We start from the raw sequence: 14817 nt of genomic DNA, 5'->3' as shown, positions 1-14817 counted from the left end.
AGCGGCACACGACCACGATCACGACGGTGACTGCCACCATCACCACGGCTGGCACCACGACCGCGATCATCACCTGCTGGACCTGGGGCTCCTCTGACGCGGACCCCCGCTCCACAGCACGGGCGCGGGGGTACGTCATCCCGCCGTGGGCAGCAGGTTGAGCACCGGGGCGGCCTGGTCGGTGAGCTGGGTCAGCTGGCGCAGGTCGTTGAGGTGATTGAGCCCGGCCAGCTGGTTCTTGACCGTGGGGAGCTGGGCCGTGTACTGGGCGGGGATGTTGGTCGTGGCGATGGTGTCGAGCTCGCTGACCGGGTTGATCGGCTTGACCAGCTTGTCGAGGGGCCCGGCGGCACTCGCCGTCGACAGGGCGAGACCCGAGACACCGGCGGCGACGGCAAGGACTGTGGCGATACGTCGTGTTGAGATCACGTGTGCACAACGGGGAGCGGCGGGAGCGGACACGGCCGACCCCCGCTCTCACCCGACAGGCCTACCTCCCCGGACGGCCGTACAGGACAGCAGCTCCTGTCCGGGGGGAGTAGAACCCCGGGCAGGAGCTGCTGGCCCACTGTCCGCGCCGCGACACGGATCCTGTTCCGCACGGCCCGCCGACCCGTGCGGAGAAACGCTCAGTCGGACCGCTCGCACCGGCGGCGCCGCGCCTCCTACAGGCCGTGCGGCCAGGCGTAGTCCTTAGGGACGGGCCCGCGGTCGGTGTCCCGCGCGAACACGAGGGCGATCTCGTCGTGGGCGTGCAGCACGATCGCCGCGGGGTTCCCGGCGGCCTTGCGGCCATTGACGTACGCCGTCAGATGGCGGCCGCGGCCCGCGTGCAGGCCGCCGATGCGGTCCTGGCCGAGCGGCACCTGCCACTCGGCCATGAACTGGCCGAGCGTGAACTCCGCCCGCCGCGGCGACTCGACGTGGATCACGCCGCTGGTGTCATGGGTGTGCAGGGGGCTGATGCGGCGGCGCGGCTCGTCGATGCCGATCGAGGCGGGGACGGTGACGGGCCGGCCGTCGACGAGGACGTCCAGATGGGTGTGGGTGTGCTGCACCATGCCCTCGGCGGACAGCATCTCCAGGCCCGCCGCCGCGACCGCCGCGGACGCGTCGGCGGGCGCGGGCCACGGCGGCAGCGCGTCCTGCCCCACACCCGCCCGGTGCGGGTCGGGCCGGCCGGGCGCGGCCGCCGCGTCCCCGGTCGCGAGCGCCGTGACGGCGGTGAGGGCGAGCAGCGCGGCGAGGACGGTTCTGGGCGGACGGGGCATGGCCGGGCTCCTGGGCTGGGGGTGGTGGACCGGTGCGCGGGGCGCCGGAAGGTCAGAAGCTCGCCGTGGCGGCGGGTGCGCCCTGGACGGCGGGGGCCGTCAGACCGGCCTTCGGCAGGGTGACGGCGGGCAGCCCGAACAGCGCGGCGCGCGGCTGGCTGAGCGGGGCGCCGAGGTCCGCGCCGGGCGTGACGACGTGCAGCGCGCTGTCGGGGCTGATCAGCGCGGGGGTGCCGAGGACGCGGGAGGACAGCGGGTCGGGCAGCGGCGCACCGAGGTGGGTGTCGGGCACCGCGGACTCGATCGGCACCGCCGGGACCATGTTCTTCGGCATCAGGTTGCCCTTCACATAGCGCGGGCCGTCGGGGACGCCGGGAACGGGGAGCGGCATGCCCGTGCTCAGGGTGGGGGCCTCGAACGGGAGGACCGTGTTCAGGGCGCCGAGGGGTACGACGACCGGAACGGCCGGGGCCGCCGCGGCCGGCGCCACGGCCGCCGCGGTCGCCATGCACGCCATGACGCTCGCCAGACCCGCGCGTGTGCTGATTCCCATGGAGTTCTTTTCCTTCTCTCGACTACTCGGCCGTGTCGCCCTGCAAGAACGACCCCGGTTGCCGGATCAGTGCAAAATTCGCCTGCTTGCAGCAATGCGGAGCCCATCCGCGGCGCGTGGCCCGACGGGGCGTGCCCTTGGCCCGGCTCGTGCGTTGTAGGCGACATGAACGTACGTCGATACTTTGCCGCCGCCGCAGCCGGAACCGCGCTCGCCGCCGCCCTGTCCCCGTCCGCGCACGCCTTCGACCTGGGCGGCACCCTCAGCAGTGCGGCCCGGACCACGAGCGCCGCCGGCGGGCAGATCAAGCCCGCGGCCGAAAGCGTCCTCGGGGACAAGGTGGGCGAGAAGGTGACCGCCGTGAAGGGCGGCGTCAAGGCCGGGACCGAGGCGGTCACCGCCGCCCGCGACGCGGTGAAGGCCGGGCACGACCTGGTCAGCTGACCCCTCGGCACTTCCCGCCCCCCATCCTCTCCCCCCTCCCCCCTCCCCCCCTCCCCCCAGCCGCGCGGCGGCCAGGACGGTGCGAGCGTGACACACCCCCCGACGGCCCCCGCCCCCACCGCCGACCTCGCCGACCCGGCGTTCTGGAGGCTGCCCCCCGCTCAGCGCCTCGCGCGCTTCGCGGAGTTGCGCGCCGAGCCGCGCCCGGCGTTCTTCACCGAGCGCCGGGCCACCCGGCACCGCCCCGAGCGGGGCTTCTACGCGCTGGTCCGGCACGCCGACGTCCTCAAGGCCAGCCGGTTGCCGCGGATCTTCGCGAGCGCCCCGGGCGTCACCTCGCCGGAGCCCGCGCGCTGGGTGCGCGCCGTGTTCGGCGATTCGATGGTCAACCTGGACGGCGCCGACCACGCCCGGCTGCGCCGCATCGTCCAACAGGCCTTCACGCCGCGGCTCCTCGCCGAGACCGAGGTCAGCATCCGCGAGCTGGCCGTACGCATCGTGGACGACATGGTCGCCGCGCGGCCCGACGAGTTCGTCTCCGCCGTGGCCTCCCGGATGTCGTTCGAGGTCATCTGCGCGATGCTGGGCGTGCCCGACGCCTACCGGCACCGGATCGCCCGGCAGATCGACCGCGCCTCGGAGCACGCCGGGGTGCGGCGCGGCCTCGGCGCCCGGCTGCTGAGCCCCGGCAAGGGGTTGCGGGCGCTGGCCCGGATGGAGCTGACGGTGGCCCGGCTCGGCCGCGAGCGGCGGCGGCGCCCGACCGGCGACCTCATCTCGGCCCTGGTCCGCGCCGACCTGGACGGCCAGTCCCTGAGCTACCGCCAACTCGGCTCCTTCTTCTCCCTGTTGCTGGTAGCCGGCGTCGAGACGACGCGCAACGCCATCGCCCACGCGCTCGCCCTGCTCACCGACCACCCGGATCAACTCGCCCTGCTCCGAGCGGACTTCGAGCGGTACGCCGACGGCGCCGTCGACGAGATCGTGCGGCACTCGACGCCGATCATCCAGTTCCGCCGGACCGTCACCACCCGCTACGTCCTGTCGGGCCACACCTTCCTGCCCGGCGACAAGGTCATGCTGCTGTACGCGTCCGCCAACCGCGACGCGTCCGTCTTCACCGACCCGGACGCCTTCGACATCACCCGCGACCCCAATCCGCACCTCGGATACGGCGGCGGAGGACCGCACTACTGCCTGGGCGCGCATCTGGCACGGCTGGAGATCAAGGCGGTGCTGCGGGAGCTGCTGACGAGGCCGCTGGCCGTGCGCGCGCTCGGCGCCCCGGAGCTCGGCACGTCCAACTTCGACCACCGCGTCCGCAGGCAGCACTTCGCATTTGATGTGACCAACCCCTGAACTCCCGGGTGCGCCCCGCCGCGCGTACCCTCCCCGCGCACACGGCGTTGTACCGGGCATGAACACTCACCACCGCCTCAGGGGCGCCGCCGCCGTGGCCTCGCTCCTCCTCCTGGCCGCGCCCGGGATCGCCGCGGCCGACACCGGCTCGGGCCACGGCAGCGTCACCGAGTTCGGCCAACCCAAGGTCCTGGGCGGCGACGGCAAGGTCGCCGAGACGCTGACCTCCGGCGTCGCCTCGCTGAGCGGGGCCCTCCAGCGCGGGGGCGGCACGGCCGGGGAGCTCTGACGGCCCGGGGCGGCCCGCCCTCGTGGAAGGCCGCGCTGTGCGCGCTGGCCCTGGCGGTCTCGGCGCTGCTGCCGCTCGCCTCGGACGACCGCCGCCCCCCGCGCCCGATGCCCCCCGCGTCCAGCACCGCGGCGGGCGTCTTCACCGGGTCGGACGAGGAGGGCGTGGCCCGGATCGCGGCGGTCGAGCAGTGGCGCGGCCGGGGCCCGCTGCGCGCGGGGCACACCTATCTGCCGGGCGGGACCTGGAGCGACATCGAGGGCCCGCCGGGGCTGCTCGCGCCCTGGGCTCGCTGGCGCCACCAGCGCGCGGACCGGCTCTTCGTCCTCAACGTGCCGATGCTGGACCGCAACGAGGACGGCGTACCCGACGAGGGGGTACGGGAACTGCTCGGGCAAGGCGCCCGGGGCGCGTTCGACGGCCATTTCGTGAAGCTGGCCGAACTCCTCGTGACCCTTGAACTCCCGGACACCGTCGTGGTGTTGGGCTGGGAGATGAACGGCGTCACCTATACCCACCGGTGCGGCCCGGACCCCGCCGCGTGGCGGGCGTACTGGCGCCGCGTCGTCACGGCGATGCGTTCGGTGCCGGGGCAGAGGTTCCGCTTCGACTTCGCGCCGAACCGGGGGCGGGACGCCGTGCCGTGGACGGAGTGCTATCCGGGCGACGACGTCGTGGACATCGTCGGCATGGACTCCTACGACCAGCCCGCGGGCCTGTCGTTCTGGGACCAGGTCGAGGAGCCGTACGGGCTGCGGGCCCAGGTGGAGTTCGCCGCCCGGCACCGCAAGCCCGTGTCGTACCCGGAGTGGGGGCTCTTCCGCAACGGGGACGACGCGGAGTACGTCCGCCGGATGGCCGCCTGGTTCCACCGGTACCGGCCCGTCTACCAGACCCTGACCGACTACTGCCCGCACGGCGTGTGGGAGTGCGGCCTCAATCCCGAGGCGGCGCGCGCCTACCGCGCGCCGTGACCTCTCGCAACCGGATCCGGCGGCCCGGCTGTGGGCCGTGCGGGGGTGCGGGCTGCGCCGGACGGGTTGTCTGTGCCTCGCCGCGCGCGTGGTCCAGGGGCCGGGTCGGCGCCGATCCCAATTATGCGTATCAGCATCTGATCCCCCTCCGGATTTCCTGTTGAAGGGTCGCAGGCATGTACAAGTTCACGGGTCCCGCAGCGCGGGCCGCCCTCGTCGCGGGCCTGGTCTCCGCGCTGGGCTCTGGGTATGCGGCGCACGCCGCGGGCCACCCCGTCACGGCGTCGCCGCACGGCACGTGCGCCCAGCAGTCCGGCGCCGGGGAGGGAACGGAGTACGGCTCGCGCTCCGGCCCCGGCACCTCCGCCCGGCACGGCGCGAAGGACCGAGGACGCCACCCCGTCGCCGCCATGGGGGGCGAGGAGGAGCAACCGCCGCCCGGCTACGGCGGCTTCACCGAGGAGTCCGGGTACGGCCAGGAGAAGCCGTGCTCACCGGCCCCCACGGGCACGCCCCCCGAGCAGTCCCCCACCCCCGTCCCCAGCCCCACCTGGCCCTCCGGCCCGACTCCGACCGGCACGCCGACCTGGCCCGCGCCGACCCCGCCGGCCAGCACCCCGCCGACGCGGCCGCCCACCTCTCCGCCGGCCACCTGGACGCCGGCCCCCACGCCCACGTACCCGGACACCACCCCGTCCGAGACACCGGCCCCGCCCGAGACGGCCCCGCCGGGCACCCCCGAGACGAGCCCGTCCCCGTCGTCCCCGCCGCGCCTCGCGGAGACCGGGGCCGACTCCAACGCCTCGCTCCTGGGCGCGCTGAGCGTGGGCGCGGTCGTCACCGGGGCCGCGGCCCTCGCGCTGTCCCGGCGTGCCTCGCGCGGCAAGTACGGCAAGTAGCGGCCGCCCCGCACGCGCCCGGCAGCGGGGCAGAACCGTTTTGGGCGAAGGTGTCCGTTACTTATGGCCGATCGACACGTTGAAGTGAAATGACGACTGCGAGTCTGCGGTCGCGTGTCCATATCAAGGAGAACTTTGATGTCTCGTATCGCGAAGACGGCCGCCGTCGTCGCCGGAGCGGGCGCCCTGGCGCTGTCCGGTGCGGGTATCGCCGCTGCCGACGCCAACGCCGAGGCCGTCGCGACGCACTCCCCCGGAGTCCTCTCCGGCAACCTGCTGCAGGTTCCAGTGCACATCCCGGTCAACGTCTGCGGCAACACGATCAACGTCATCGGGCTGCTGAACCCGGCGTTCGGCAACACCTGCGTCAACGACGACAGCCACCACCACCAGGGCGGCTACGGGGACTAGTTCCCCGGTCCCGTGCGGGCACCGTCGCGACGGCGCCCGCACGGTCGACGCGCGCAGTACACACGGCCTCCCGGATTTCTCCCCCCGGGAGGCCGTCGCCGTGTCAGGCGTACCGGTAGATCCTGCTGTGGTCGAGGAGCGCGGAGGGCGCCACGTCCCACGGCGGCATCGGCTCGTTCAGCGCCGCCACCCGGCCGTGCTGCGGGTCCCCCGCCGGCGGGGGAACGTCCGGCAGGTACCGCTTGGACCGGGGGTGGGCGGCCTGCCAGCGCCCCCAGAGGCTGTCGATGTACGCGTGGTGCAGCCAGAACACCGGGTCGTTGACGGAAGCCGCCCCGAGCATCACACCGCTGACCCAGCGGTGCACCCGGTTGTGCGTACGGAACCGGGCGCTGCCCGAACCGTTGGTCCAGCCCTCCAGCTTGTTGCGGAAGCCGCTCCTGCTGGTGGAGTTCCACGGCGCGACGTCGTACACCGGGTCGGCGAGCGCGTGGGCGACGTCGGCGGGGGTGGGCAGGCTGATGGGGTCCTTGGGGCGGCCCATGTCGCGGGTCAGGAAGCGTCCTTCGGTGACGTTGACCGAGATCTCCCAGTTCCCGTGCGCGTACGCGAAGGGCCCGGTCATGACCTGGAGGTCGCCGCGGCGCCCGTTGCCGCCCATGAAGTCGTCGCCCCACAGCGAGGAGGCGGGCGAGTTGTCCCGGGTCCAGTCCCAATAGGGCACGGTCACCCGGGGGTTGACCCGTTGCAGGGCCCGCTCGAACTCCAGCAGGAACTGGCGGTGCCAGGGCAGGAAGGACGGCGCCATGTGCGCGACCCGCAGCCCCTCGTCGCCGTCCGGGACGTAGAACTCGATGTGGGTGCGGACGAACTCGTCGTACTCGCCGCTCCGTTTGAGTTCGAGCACGGCGTTCACGAAGGCCTTGCGCTCGGCGCTGGTCAGGTTCCGCTGGTTCTTACGCGTGTACACCACGGTCGGCTCCCCTTTCGTGGCTGCCGTGTACGGGGACGGAGCTGAGCCGGGCCGCCCCCAGTTCCGCCGCGGCGGCGCGGGCGGCCTCCCGGGCGGTGGCGTACGACGCGTAGTGGTCGACGGAGCTCAGGTAGCCGCCGTCGGCGCGGCGCATCAGGTTCAGCTGCCGGCCGTCCACGAACACGGCGATCTCGGCGGCTCCGGTCTGGACCGGCCAGCCCTGGATGCGGTGTCCGGCGTACATCTCGTCGAAGGTGGAGCCCTCCGGCCCCGTCCCGCGCTCCGGCCCGGCCGAGCCCGTCGGCTCGCCGTAGGGCTCGGCGGAGGGGATGCGGGAGAGCGCGGCCGCGGTGAAGGCGACGGTCGCCGAGGCGAACAGGGCGCGCAGCAGGCCGCGCCGGGCGATGCGCCAGCTGGTACGGGGTGGGGGTGTGCCGGGCCTGGTGGGCTCGGGCGCCCGGCCCCGGGGGCGGGTGCGGCCGGTCCGGCACGCGCGCCAGAAGTATGTCGCGTCGCTCATGGGCGTCTCCCTCGTGCTCGCTCGCGCGGACCCGCCCGGCACATGCGTGAGCCCCGGTAACCGTGCTGGTTCCGGGGCCCGTCCAAGCGTCCGCTCTCCCTTGATCGATGCCGGGTTCAACGAGTCCCGGAGTCTCAGGAAACGGCCGCCGCCGTGATGCCGCGGCGGCCGGGCGCTCCCCGGGCCGGTACTGGTTGCACGGCCCGGGGAGGCTTCAACCATGCGACTGGTCAGTGGAGTCAACGCTTGCGCGCGCGGGGCGTGGCGGCGGGGGCCGACGATTCACGCGGTCGGCCCAACGTTCCTGCACCCTCAGCCGGTCCAGAAGTCCCACCAGCGGGTCAGGATCAGCATCCCGACGACGCCGAGGTGCAGCACGGGCACCGCCCAGCCGAATTCGGCGAACAGGCCGCGCACCCAACTCGGCGCGGGCAGCGCTCCCTTGACGAGATTGAGCGACGTGACCTGCCAGAACAGGACGATCGTGGCGGCCCACGCCAGGCAGCACCACAGGCACAGCGCGTCGATCCGGTAGAGCGACTCGAACTGGAGCCAGCTGACGAATCCGACGCCGAGCAGCGCCCCGGCGTTGAGCGTCAGCCAGTACCAGCGCCCGAACCGGCCGCCCCCGAGCAGGCTCATGCCGACGCAGGCGACGATCCCGTACGCGACCAGACCCAGCATCGGGTTCGGGAAGCCGAAGACGGAGGCCTGCGCGCTCTTCATGATGGTGCCGCAGGAGATCACCGGGTTGAGGCTGCAGCCGGGCACGAAGTCCGGGTTCCGCAGCAGTGCGAACTCGTCGAGGGTGATGACCCACGACGCCAGCAGGCCGGCCGCGCCGGTGAGCACGACCAGCCGGGCGAAGCCGCGCCCGGCGCCGTACGCGGCGCGGCCCGGGCGCGGGGGGCCGGACGACTCGGTGACCGCCTGCCGCGGAAGCATCCCCTGGAGGGACATCGCTGTGGGCTCCCTTCTCGTCCGGCGGCGGGGTCAGCCGCGCAGGCGGCGGACGGGGAGGACGCAGTGGCCCGCGGTGGTGATGGTCTCCTCGGCGCCCGCGAAGGCCCTCAACTGCTCGTTGGTGACGGCGACTCCGGGCGTGGCCTCGGGCCAGGAGCGGGTGGCGAACATGAAGTGGACGGTGCCGCGTCCGGCGGCGGCCTCCAGCCATTCGGGCGGCGCGGGGCACTGGGCGACCATGGTCGGCATGGTCAGGACGGCCCGCCCGGCCTGCACGATCAGGGTCAGCGGGAACGAGCCGCCGTGACTCTGGTCGACCACGCTGCCGGCCGGCATGCCGATCTCTTCGAGGAGTGCCCGCGCCGCGACCTCGGCGCCCTCGGGCCCCTGGACCCCGTCACCGAGGGGGTACGCCATGAGGAAGGGCACGTCGCCGGACTCGTCGGGGTGTTCACCGCTCCACGCGATGACGATGAGCGAGCCCAACAGGGCTGCCCGGGAAGGCTGTACGGCACTGGTGGCTGAAGTCATGCCGGGACTCTAGGACATTCCGGGCCGAGCCCTTCGCAGCCGTCACTCATCCGGATGAAACGTCCGGGGCGGGTCACACCGGGCGCGGGCCCCTTCCCGCGGCACGGGCGCCGGGCACAGCGAAGCGGCTCCGGGGTCCCCAACTCCCCGGAGCCGCTCAATCACGCTTGCGGACGGCCCGGCGCGAACCGGCCGCGCGTCAGTCGTTGACGCAGGTGTTGCCGAAGGCCGGGTTCAGCAGCCCGACGAGGTCGACCGTGTTGCCGCACACGTTGACGGGCACGTGCACCGGGACCTGCGCCAGGTTGCCGGACAGGACGCCGGGCGAGTGCGCGGCCACGCCCTGGGCGTCCGCGTCGGCGAAGGCGGCACCGGAGGCGGCCCCCGTGGCAAGTCCGGCGGCGGCAAGGGCGAGCGCGGTCTTCTTGACAGAATTCATGGTGAAACCTTCCATTCGGGGTTGCCTCACAGTAGGCAAATGTCCAGGAGCCGCCGGAGGCGAACACGCCGGGTTTATTGTCTTTCCCTCGTACAGCGCACGGATGGGCGACCGGCCGATCAATTCGCCGCGACGGAAGACCCGTTCACCCGCTGGTGACTAACCCAGCGGAAGGCCGCCGAGGAGCTGGCCCGGGTTCGGCGCCCCCTGGGACTTGTTGAGGTCCTTGGCCACGCCGGCCGCCGTGTGGAGCAGCGAATCACTCGACTTGGGGTCGAGCAGATTGGTGTGCACCGGTGCCAGGTCGGTCATGGGCGCGGTGGCGACGTTCTGCGCGATCGTGTCGAGACCGCCGTTCAGGCTCATGCGCGGCATGTCACCGGACGCGAAGGCCGGAGCCGCCGCGCCCACGACCGCGAGGGAACCGGCGAGTGCCGCGGCAACCTTCATCGACTTCATCATCAATCCTTCCGGGGCGAGTTCGATCGCCGTATGGGCCGCACGCACGGCGCACCGCTGGCACCGCGCGTGTCGCTGAACGCATTGCTCTGCTTCGCCCTGGGTAACGACTCCCGCACGGTTGGGAAACCCTTGGGACTCGGATTCGTGAGCCGTCGATCAATAGCGGAAACCCGCCGATACTCGTATGGGATTTCATGAATTCCGGCCCGTCGGAGGGGAATTGCCGGGCCCGGACGGCCGAGAGCGCCGGACCCGTTCTCGGGCCGGCGCTCTCGACGGAGTACGGATTCAGACGGGCAGCTTGGGGAGCGGGGGCAGGCCGGGCAGCGAGGGCAGCGGCAGACCGCCACCGAGCACGGTGGCCAGGACGACGCCGACGAGGCCGGTGACCACCCCGGTCGCGGCGGGCAGGATGGCCGCGACATTGGCGCTGGTGACGGCCTTGACCAGGTCGTCGATGGACTTCTTGAGCGCCGCGACGGCGTCGTCCTTGACGTCCAGGGGAGCGGCGGCTCTCTCCGCGCCGCCCAGCGGCAGGGCCGGCAGCGCGGGCAGTGCCGGGGTGGCGGAGGTGGCCGGGTTGGCGGGGGTGGCCGGGGCCGCCGACTTCACGGCGTCGAGGGCGGAGGTGGCCTTGCCGGCGAGCGCCGTGACGTCGGCCGGGGACGCCCCGCCGAGCACCTTGGTCACCAGGTCGGTCACCGGCGTGATCACCCCACCGATGTTGGCGAGGGACTTGACCTGTGCGAGCAGGGCGTCGGCACCCGGTACCGGTGCTTCGGCACGGACCGAGCGCGGCGGCTGGAAGTCGGCGGCCATGGCGGTTCCGGCGGATCCGACGACGATCGCCGTGGAAAGCACCACTGCGGCCAGTCGCCGCGGTGTACGTGCACGCATAGAGCGGGTCTCCTTCGGTGAGGGGCACGCGAATTTCCCTCACCGTGCTGGCGACCCACACCCCTCGCAACCGGATGATCGTCCTGTGTGACCGTCAGATCCCGTCCCCACCGCGCCCAACCGGCACGATTCCGCGCCACGACGGGCTTGGGGGGCTACGGCCATCCGGGGCAGCACGAAGCCCCGGCGGCTCCTGGAGGGGAGCGGCCGGGGCTTCGCCGGGGACTACTTGTTGACGCAGGTGTTGCCGAAGGCCGGGTTCAGCAGGGCGATGATGTTCACCGTGTTGCCGCACACATTGACCGGGACGTGGATCGGAACCTGCGCCATGTTGCCCGACAGGACGCCGGGGGAGTGGGTGGCCGCGCCGTGCGCGTCGGCGTCGGCGGAAGCGACGCCGGCCCCGCCGGCGATGGCGGCAACGGCAGCGGTGGACAGGACCAGGGCCTTCGCGGTACGCGACATGGAGAAGTACTCCTAGGTTGAGAAAGTCATTGACCGGGTGTTGTCACTCGACCTACACCTCAACGCGGACCCGGGCGGCCGGTTTTGCCCCTAACGGGTGAACCCGGGTTTCCAGGACCGCGCGCATGGTCAAGAGGCTTGTCCGGGCCGTGGACGCGACCCGCGTCCACGGCCCGGGGCCTTTCACCCCGGCGGCTTACTTGTTGACGCAGGTGTTGCCGAAGACCGGGTTGAGCAGCCCGATGACATCCACCGTGTTTCCGCAGACGTTCACCGGCACGTGCACCGGAATCTGCAGCAGGTTGCCCGACAGGACGCCCGGCGAGCCCTCGGCGACGCCTTCGGCGTGCGCCCCGCTGCCGTGGCCCGTGGCCGCGGCCATACCGGCTCCGAGCAGCACGACCGCCGCACCGGCGCCCGCGGTCGCGACGGACTTCGCAATTCGATTCATGGCTTTTCCTTTCGGGTGGAGATGAGGCCACCGATACAACGACCGTGCCGTCAACGGGATACGGCGGATCGCCCGAAGGGGACACTCCGGCGCATGCATTCATGACGGGACCGGGTTGTAAATACGGTTACAGTTGCCCCCGCCCAAGCGCCGGTGAAGGCCGGGAACTCCGGCGGCCGGGGTACCGGACCACGCGGAATTCAATGGGCGGGCCGCACTGCGGGCCCAGTCCCGCAGCATCTTTGTTCAGCTTTCATTTCGAGCGCCGGACCGGAGTGAGCGCACATGCCGACGAGAGCGAACGCCCCCGGCGGGCCGGGGCCCGCGGAGGGCTTGAGTGTCCTGCACCTGGTTCAGCCCGTTGAGGGGGGCGTAGCCCGAGTCGTCACGGACTTGGTGCGGGACCAGCTGCGCAGCGGATTCCGGGTCACCGTGGCATGCCCCGAGGGAGGCCCGTTGAGCACCGAACTGACGCGCCTGGGCGCCCGGGTGTGTCCATGGCAGGCCACCCGCTCGCCCGGTCCCGCGCTGCTCGGCGAGACCCTGCGGGCGGCCCGGCTGGTGCGACACGTACGCCCCGACGTGGTCCACGCGCACAGCGCCAAGGCCGGGGTGGCCGCCCGGCTCGCCGTGCGCGGCCGGGTGCCCACCGTCTTCCAGCCGCACGCCTGGTCCTTCGAGGCCGTCGGCGGGCTCGTCGCGCTGCTGTCCCGCGCCTGGGAGCGCGCGGCCGTGCGGTGGACCTCGCGCGTGGTGTGCGTCAGCGAGGGCGAGCGGGCCACCGGGCTGCGGGCCGGGGTGCGGGCGTCCTGCTCGGTGATCCCCAACGGCGTCGACCTGGAGCACTACAACGCGCCCGACACTCCCTGCGGCGAGGGCGCGCCCCTGGTCGTGTGCGTGGGCCGGCTGTGCCGACAGAAGGGCCAGGACGTGCTGCTCCGCGCCTGGCGGGACATCCACGCGTCGGTGCCCGGCGCGCATCTGGTGCTGGTCGGGGACGGCCCGGACCTGGCGGCGCTGCGCGCTCGGGCGCCGGGCTCGGTGTCCTTCGTCGGCTCGGTCTCCGACACCGCCGCCTGGTACCGGGCGGCCGATCTGGTCGTGCTGCCCTCGCGCTGGGAGGGGATGGCGCTCGCCCCGCTGGAGGCCATGGCGTGCGGACGGCCGGTGGTGGTGACCGATGTCGGGGGTTCGGCCGAGAGCCTCGCGCCGGGACACGCCCCGCTGTGCCTCGTACCGCCGGACGCGCCGGACGCGTTGGCGCACGCCGTGACGCACCTGCTGACGCACCCCTCGCTGCGCGGTGTCCTGGCCCGCCAGGGGCACGAGCACGTATCCACCACCCATGACGTGCGGCAGACGGCCCGAAGCATCGCGGAGGTGTACCGCGACGTGGCCGCTCTGCAGCGCTCCGAGCACAGGGAACCCATCAGCCAGTGACCGCGGAAAGCATCGTCCCCTCCGCCGGAGGACCGCCCCACGGCTCCGGGATGTCATCGGGATCCGTCGCGGTGGTCACGCCCCGCGAGGCGCCGGACCACTTCGTCCCGCCGACCGGGCGGCCGCGCGCGGTGCAGGCGTTCGTCTCCGTCCTGCTCGCCGCCGACTGCGCGGCCGGGCTGCTCGCCATGCTCGTCCTGCCGTACTCCGGGCTGCCGCCGGGGCCCGCCGGGCTGCTCGTGGCCACGGCGCTCGGGCTCAACGCCCAGGCCGGGCTCTACCGGCCGACGATGGCGCGCGGCGTGCTCGGCGACGTGCCCGCGCTGTTCTTCCGCTCCCTGATCGCCTGGTGCGTCCTCTCGACGGTCCTCGCCCACCAGAGCGCCCTCGTGCACGAGTCGGCGGTGCCGCTGTCGGTGTCCACGGCCGCGGCCGGGTGCGCGGTGCAGACGCTGGTGAGTTCCGCGGGGCGCGGCGCCGCGCTGTGGCTGCGGCGCCGGCAGGCCGTCCGCAGGCCCCGGCCCGCCCTGGTGGTGGGCCCGGCGGCCACCGCCGTACGCGTCACGTCCGCGCTGGTGCGCCGGTCCGGCGGCGGCATCCGGCCGGTCGGGATGGTCGTGCCGCCCTCCGAGGCCGCGGTCGAGGCGGCCCCCGTGCCGGTGCTCCGCAGCCTGGAGGACGTCCAGCGCGCCGTCATCCAGAACGGGGTGCGCGACTGCCTGTTCACGTACGCCCCAGATGCCCCGGCCGCCGCTCCCCCGGCGCTCCTGGAGGCCATGGGCTGCACGCTGTGGCAGCTCGACACGCGGCCGCCCGGGCACGTCGTGGCCCAGCGCCAGCCGGACGAGCTGGCCGCCTTCCCCTGCCGTCCGCTGACCAGCACCCCCGCCTCCGCGCCCGGGCTCTTCTTCAAGCGGCTCGTCGACCTGGTCGTCACCGTGCCCGCGCTGATCGCGGCGGCGCCGGTGCTGCTGGTGTGCGCGGTGGTCCTGCGCCACAGCGACGGCCCCGGCGTGCTGTTCCGGCAGGAGCGCATCGGGCTGCGCGGCCGGGCCTTCACCCTGCTCAAGTTCCGCACGCTGCGCCCCGACACCGCGCACGAGGCCGCCACCCGCTGGACCATCGCCGACGACCAGCGGATGAGCCGGGCCGGACACTTCATGCGGCGGACGTCCCTGGACGAGCTGCCCCAGCTGTGGAACGTGATCCGGGGCGACATGAGCCTCGTCGGCCCGCGGCCCGAACGCCCCTATTTCGTGGCCCAGTTCAGCCAGGCGCACCCCGGCTACGCGGCCCGGCACCGGATGCCCGTCGGCCTCACCGGGCTCGCCCAGGTGCAGGGGCTGCGCGGCGACACCTCGATCGAGGACCGGGCCCGCTACGACAACTACTACATCGACCACTGGTCGCTGTGGCAGGACCTGTGCATCCTGCTGCGCACCGCCGTCTGCCTCGTCCGCCCCACCGGGAGCTGAG

The 14817-nt window shown here is 73.1% G+C and carries 19 protein-coding genes and 1 pseudogene; 8 read left to right on the top strand and 12 right to left on the bottom strand.

The features are described from left to right. Positions 1-135: 135 nt before the first annotated feature. From DT019_RS28635 to DT019_RS28625, 3 genes are all read right to left on the bottom strand, one after another. Positions 136-429: a hypothetical protein gene (locus DT019_RS28635; RefSeq protein WP_114039821.1), complete on the bottom strand. Its 294-nt coding sequence runs from the start codon at positions 427-429 to the stop codon at positions 136-138. 236 nt (positions 430-665) lie between these two features. Continuing rightward, a complete protein-coding gene (locus DT019_RS28630; protein WP_189390007.1) occupies positions 666-1271 on the bottom strand; it encodes a hypothetical protein in 606 nt (201 codons plus the stop codon). A 52-nt stretch (positions 1272-1323) separates the two neighbouring features. Beyond that, positions 1324-1824 (bottom strand): hypothetical protein, encoded by a 501-nt coding sequence (locus DT019_RS28625; RefSeq protein ID WP_114039820.1) that lies wholly within the window; start codon positions 1822-1824, stop codon positions 1324-1326. 165 nt (positions 1825-1989) lie between these two features. Between DT019_RS28625 and DT019_RS28620 the strand changes: the two genes are divergently transcribed. The 6 genes and pseudogenes from DT019_RS28620 to DT019_RS28595 all read left to right on the top strand — a co-directional run bounded on the left by DT019_RS28620 (position 1990) and on the right by DT019_RS28595 (position 6200). Beyond that, positions 1990-2268, top strand: a complete 279-nt coding sequence (locus tag DT019_RS28620; protein ID WP_114039819.1) for a hypothetical protein — start codon at positions 1990-1992, stop codon at positions 2266-2268. Positions 2269-2355: 87 nt separating this feature from the next. Beyond that, on the top strand, positions 2356-3627 hold the full coding sequence (locus tag DT019_RS28615) for a cytochrome P450 (RefSeq protein ID WP_114039818.1): 1272 nt from the start codon (positions 2356-2358) through the stop codon (positions 3625-3627). Positions 3628-3685: 58 nt separating this feature from the next. Beyond that, positions 3686-3916, top strand: a complete 231-nt coding sequence (locus DT019_RS28610) for a hypothetical protein (RefSeq protein WP_147267360.1) — start codon at positions 3686-3688, stop codon at positions 3914-3916. A 107-nt stretch (positions 3917-4023) separates the two neighbouring features. Next, positions 4024-4884 (top strand): annotated as a pseudogene (locus DT019_RS28605) (glycoside hydrolase family 26 protein); the annotation flags it as partial. Positions 4885-5066: 182 nt separating this feature from the next. Beyond that, a complete protein-coding gene (locus DT019_RS28600) occupies positions 5067-5789 on the top strand; it encodes a hypothetical protein (protein ID WP_114039815.1) in 723 nt (240 codons plus the stop codon). Positions 5790-5927: 138 nt separating this feature from the next. Continuing rightward, positions 5928-6200, top strand: coding sequence for a chaplin (locus DT019_RS28595; RefSeq protein WP_114039814.1), 273 nt, complete (start codon positions 5928-5930; stop codon positions 6198-6200). Positions 6201-6303: 103 nt separating this feature from the next. On the opposite strand, the gene DT019_RS28590 is transcribed toward DT019_RS28595, so the two are convergent. The 9 genes from DT019_RS28590 to DT019_RS28550 form a co-directional block, all read right to left on the bottom strand. Then, positions 6304-7173: a tyrosinase family protein gene (locus DT019_RS28590; RefSeq protein WP_114039813.1), complete on the bottom strand. Its 870-nt coding sequence runs from the start codon at positions 7171-7173 to the stop codon at positions 6304-6306. Then, on the bottom strand, positions 7157-7693 hold the full coding sequence (locus DT019_RS28585) for a tyrosinase family oxidase copper chaperone (RefSeq protein ID WP_114039812.1): 537 nt from the start codon (positions 7691-7693) through the stop codon (positions 7157-7159). Before DT019_RS28585 ends, DT019_RS28590 begins: the two co-directional genes overlap by 17 nt. Positions 7694-8005: 312 nt before the next feature. After that, the gene (locus DT019_RS28580) at positions 8006-8653 is read right to left on the bottom strand and encodes a vitamin K epoxide reductase family protein (protein WP_223279814.1); all 648 of its coding nucleotides are present in this window, start codon (positions 8651-8653) and stop codon (positions 8006-8008) included. A gap of 33 nt (positions 8654-8686) precedes the next feature. Further along, the gene (locus tag DT019_RS28575; protein WP_114039811.1) at positions 8687-9187 is read right to left on the bottom strand and encodes a DUF5949 family protein; all 501 of its coding nucleotides are present in this window, start codon (positions 9185-9187) and stop codon (positions 8687-8689) included. A gap of 199 nt (positions 9188-9386) precedes the next feature. Continuing rightward, positions 9387-9626: a chaplin gene (locus DT019_RS28570; RefSeq protein WP_114039810.1), complete on the bottom strand. Its 240-nt coding sequence runs from the start codon at positions 9624-9626 to the stop codon at positions 9387-9389. Between the two features lie 159 nt (positions 9627-9785). Next, a complete protein-coding gene (locus DT019_RS28565; RefSeq protein WP_317617813.1) occupies positions 9786-10076 on the bottom strand; it encodes a hypothetical protein in 291 nt (96 codons plus the stop codon). Between the two features lie 300 nt (positions 10077-10376). Further along, entirely contained in the window at positions 10377-10985 is a 609-nt protein-coding gene (locus DT019_RS28560) for a hypothetical protein (RefSeq protein ID WP_114039808.1), read from the bottom strand. Positions 10986-11210: 225 nt separating this feature from the next. Beyond that, positions 11211-11450: a chaplin gene (locus DT019_RS28555; protein ID WP_114039807.1), complete on the bottom strand. Its 240-nt coding sequence runs from the start codon at positions 11448-11450 to the stop codon at positions 11211-11213. 196 nt (positions 11451-11646) lie between these two features. Beyond that, positions 11647-11901 (bottom strand): chaplin, encoded by a 255-nt coding sequence (locus DT019_RS28550; protein ID WP_114039806.1) that lies wholly within the window; start codon positions 11899-11901, stop codon positions 11647-11649. A gap of 285 nt (positions 11902-12186) precedes the next feature. Here DT019_RS28550 and DT019_RS28545 point away from each other — a divergent pair, with 285 nt between their 5' ends. Then, a complete protein-coding gene (locus DT019_RS28545; protein WP_114039805.1) occupies positions 12187-13341 on the top strand; it encodes a glycosyltransferase family 4 protein in 1155 nt (384 codons plus the stop codon). Between the two features lie 50 nt (positions 13342-13391). Beyond that, a complete protein-coding gene (locus tag DT019_RS28540; RefSeq protein WP_114039839.1) occupies positions 13392-14816 on the top strand; it encodes a sugar transferase in 1425 nt (474 codons plus the stop codon). Position 14817 lies beyond the last annotated feature (1 nt).

It is taken from the genome of Streptomyces sp. SDr-06 (genome assembly GCF_003324565.1).
GTDB lineage: Bacteria > Actinomycetota > Actinomycetes > Streptomycetales > Streptomycetaceae > Streptomyces.
The sequence above is the reverse complement of the archived record's forward strand: the minus strand, read 5'-3'. Positions and strand labels throughout refer to the sequence as shown.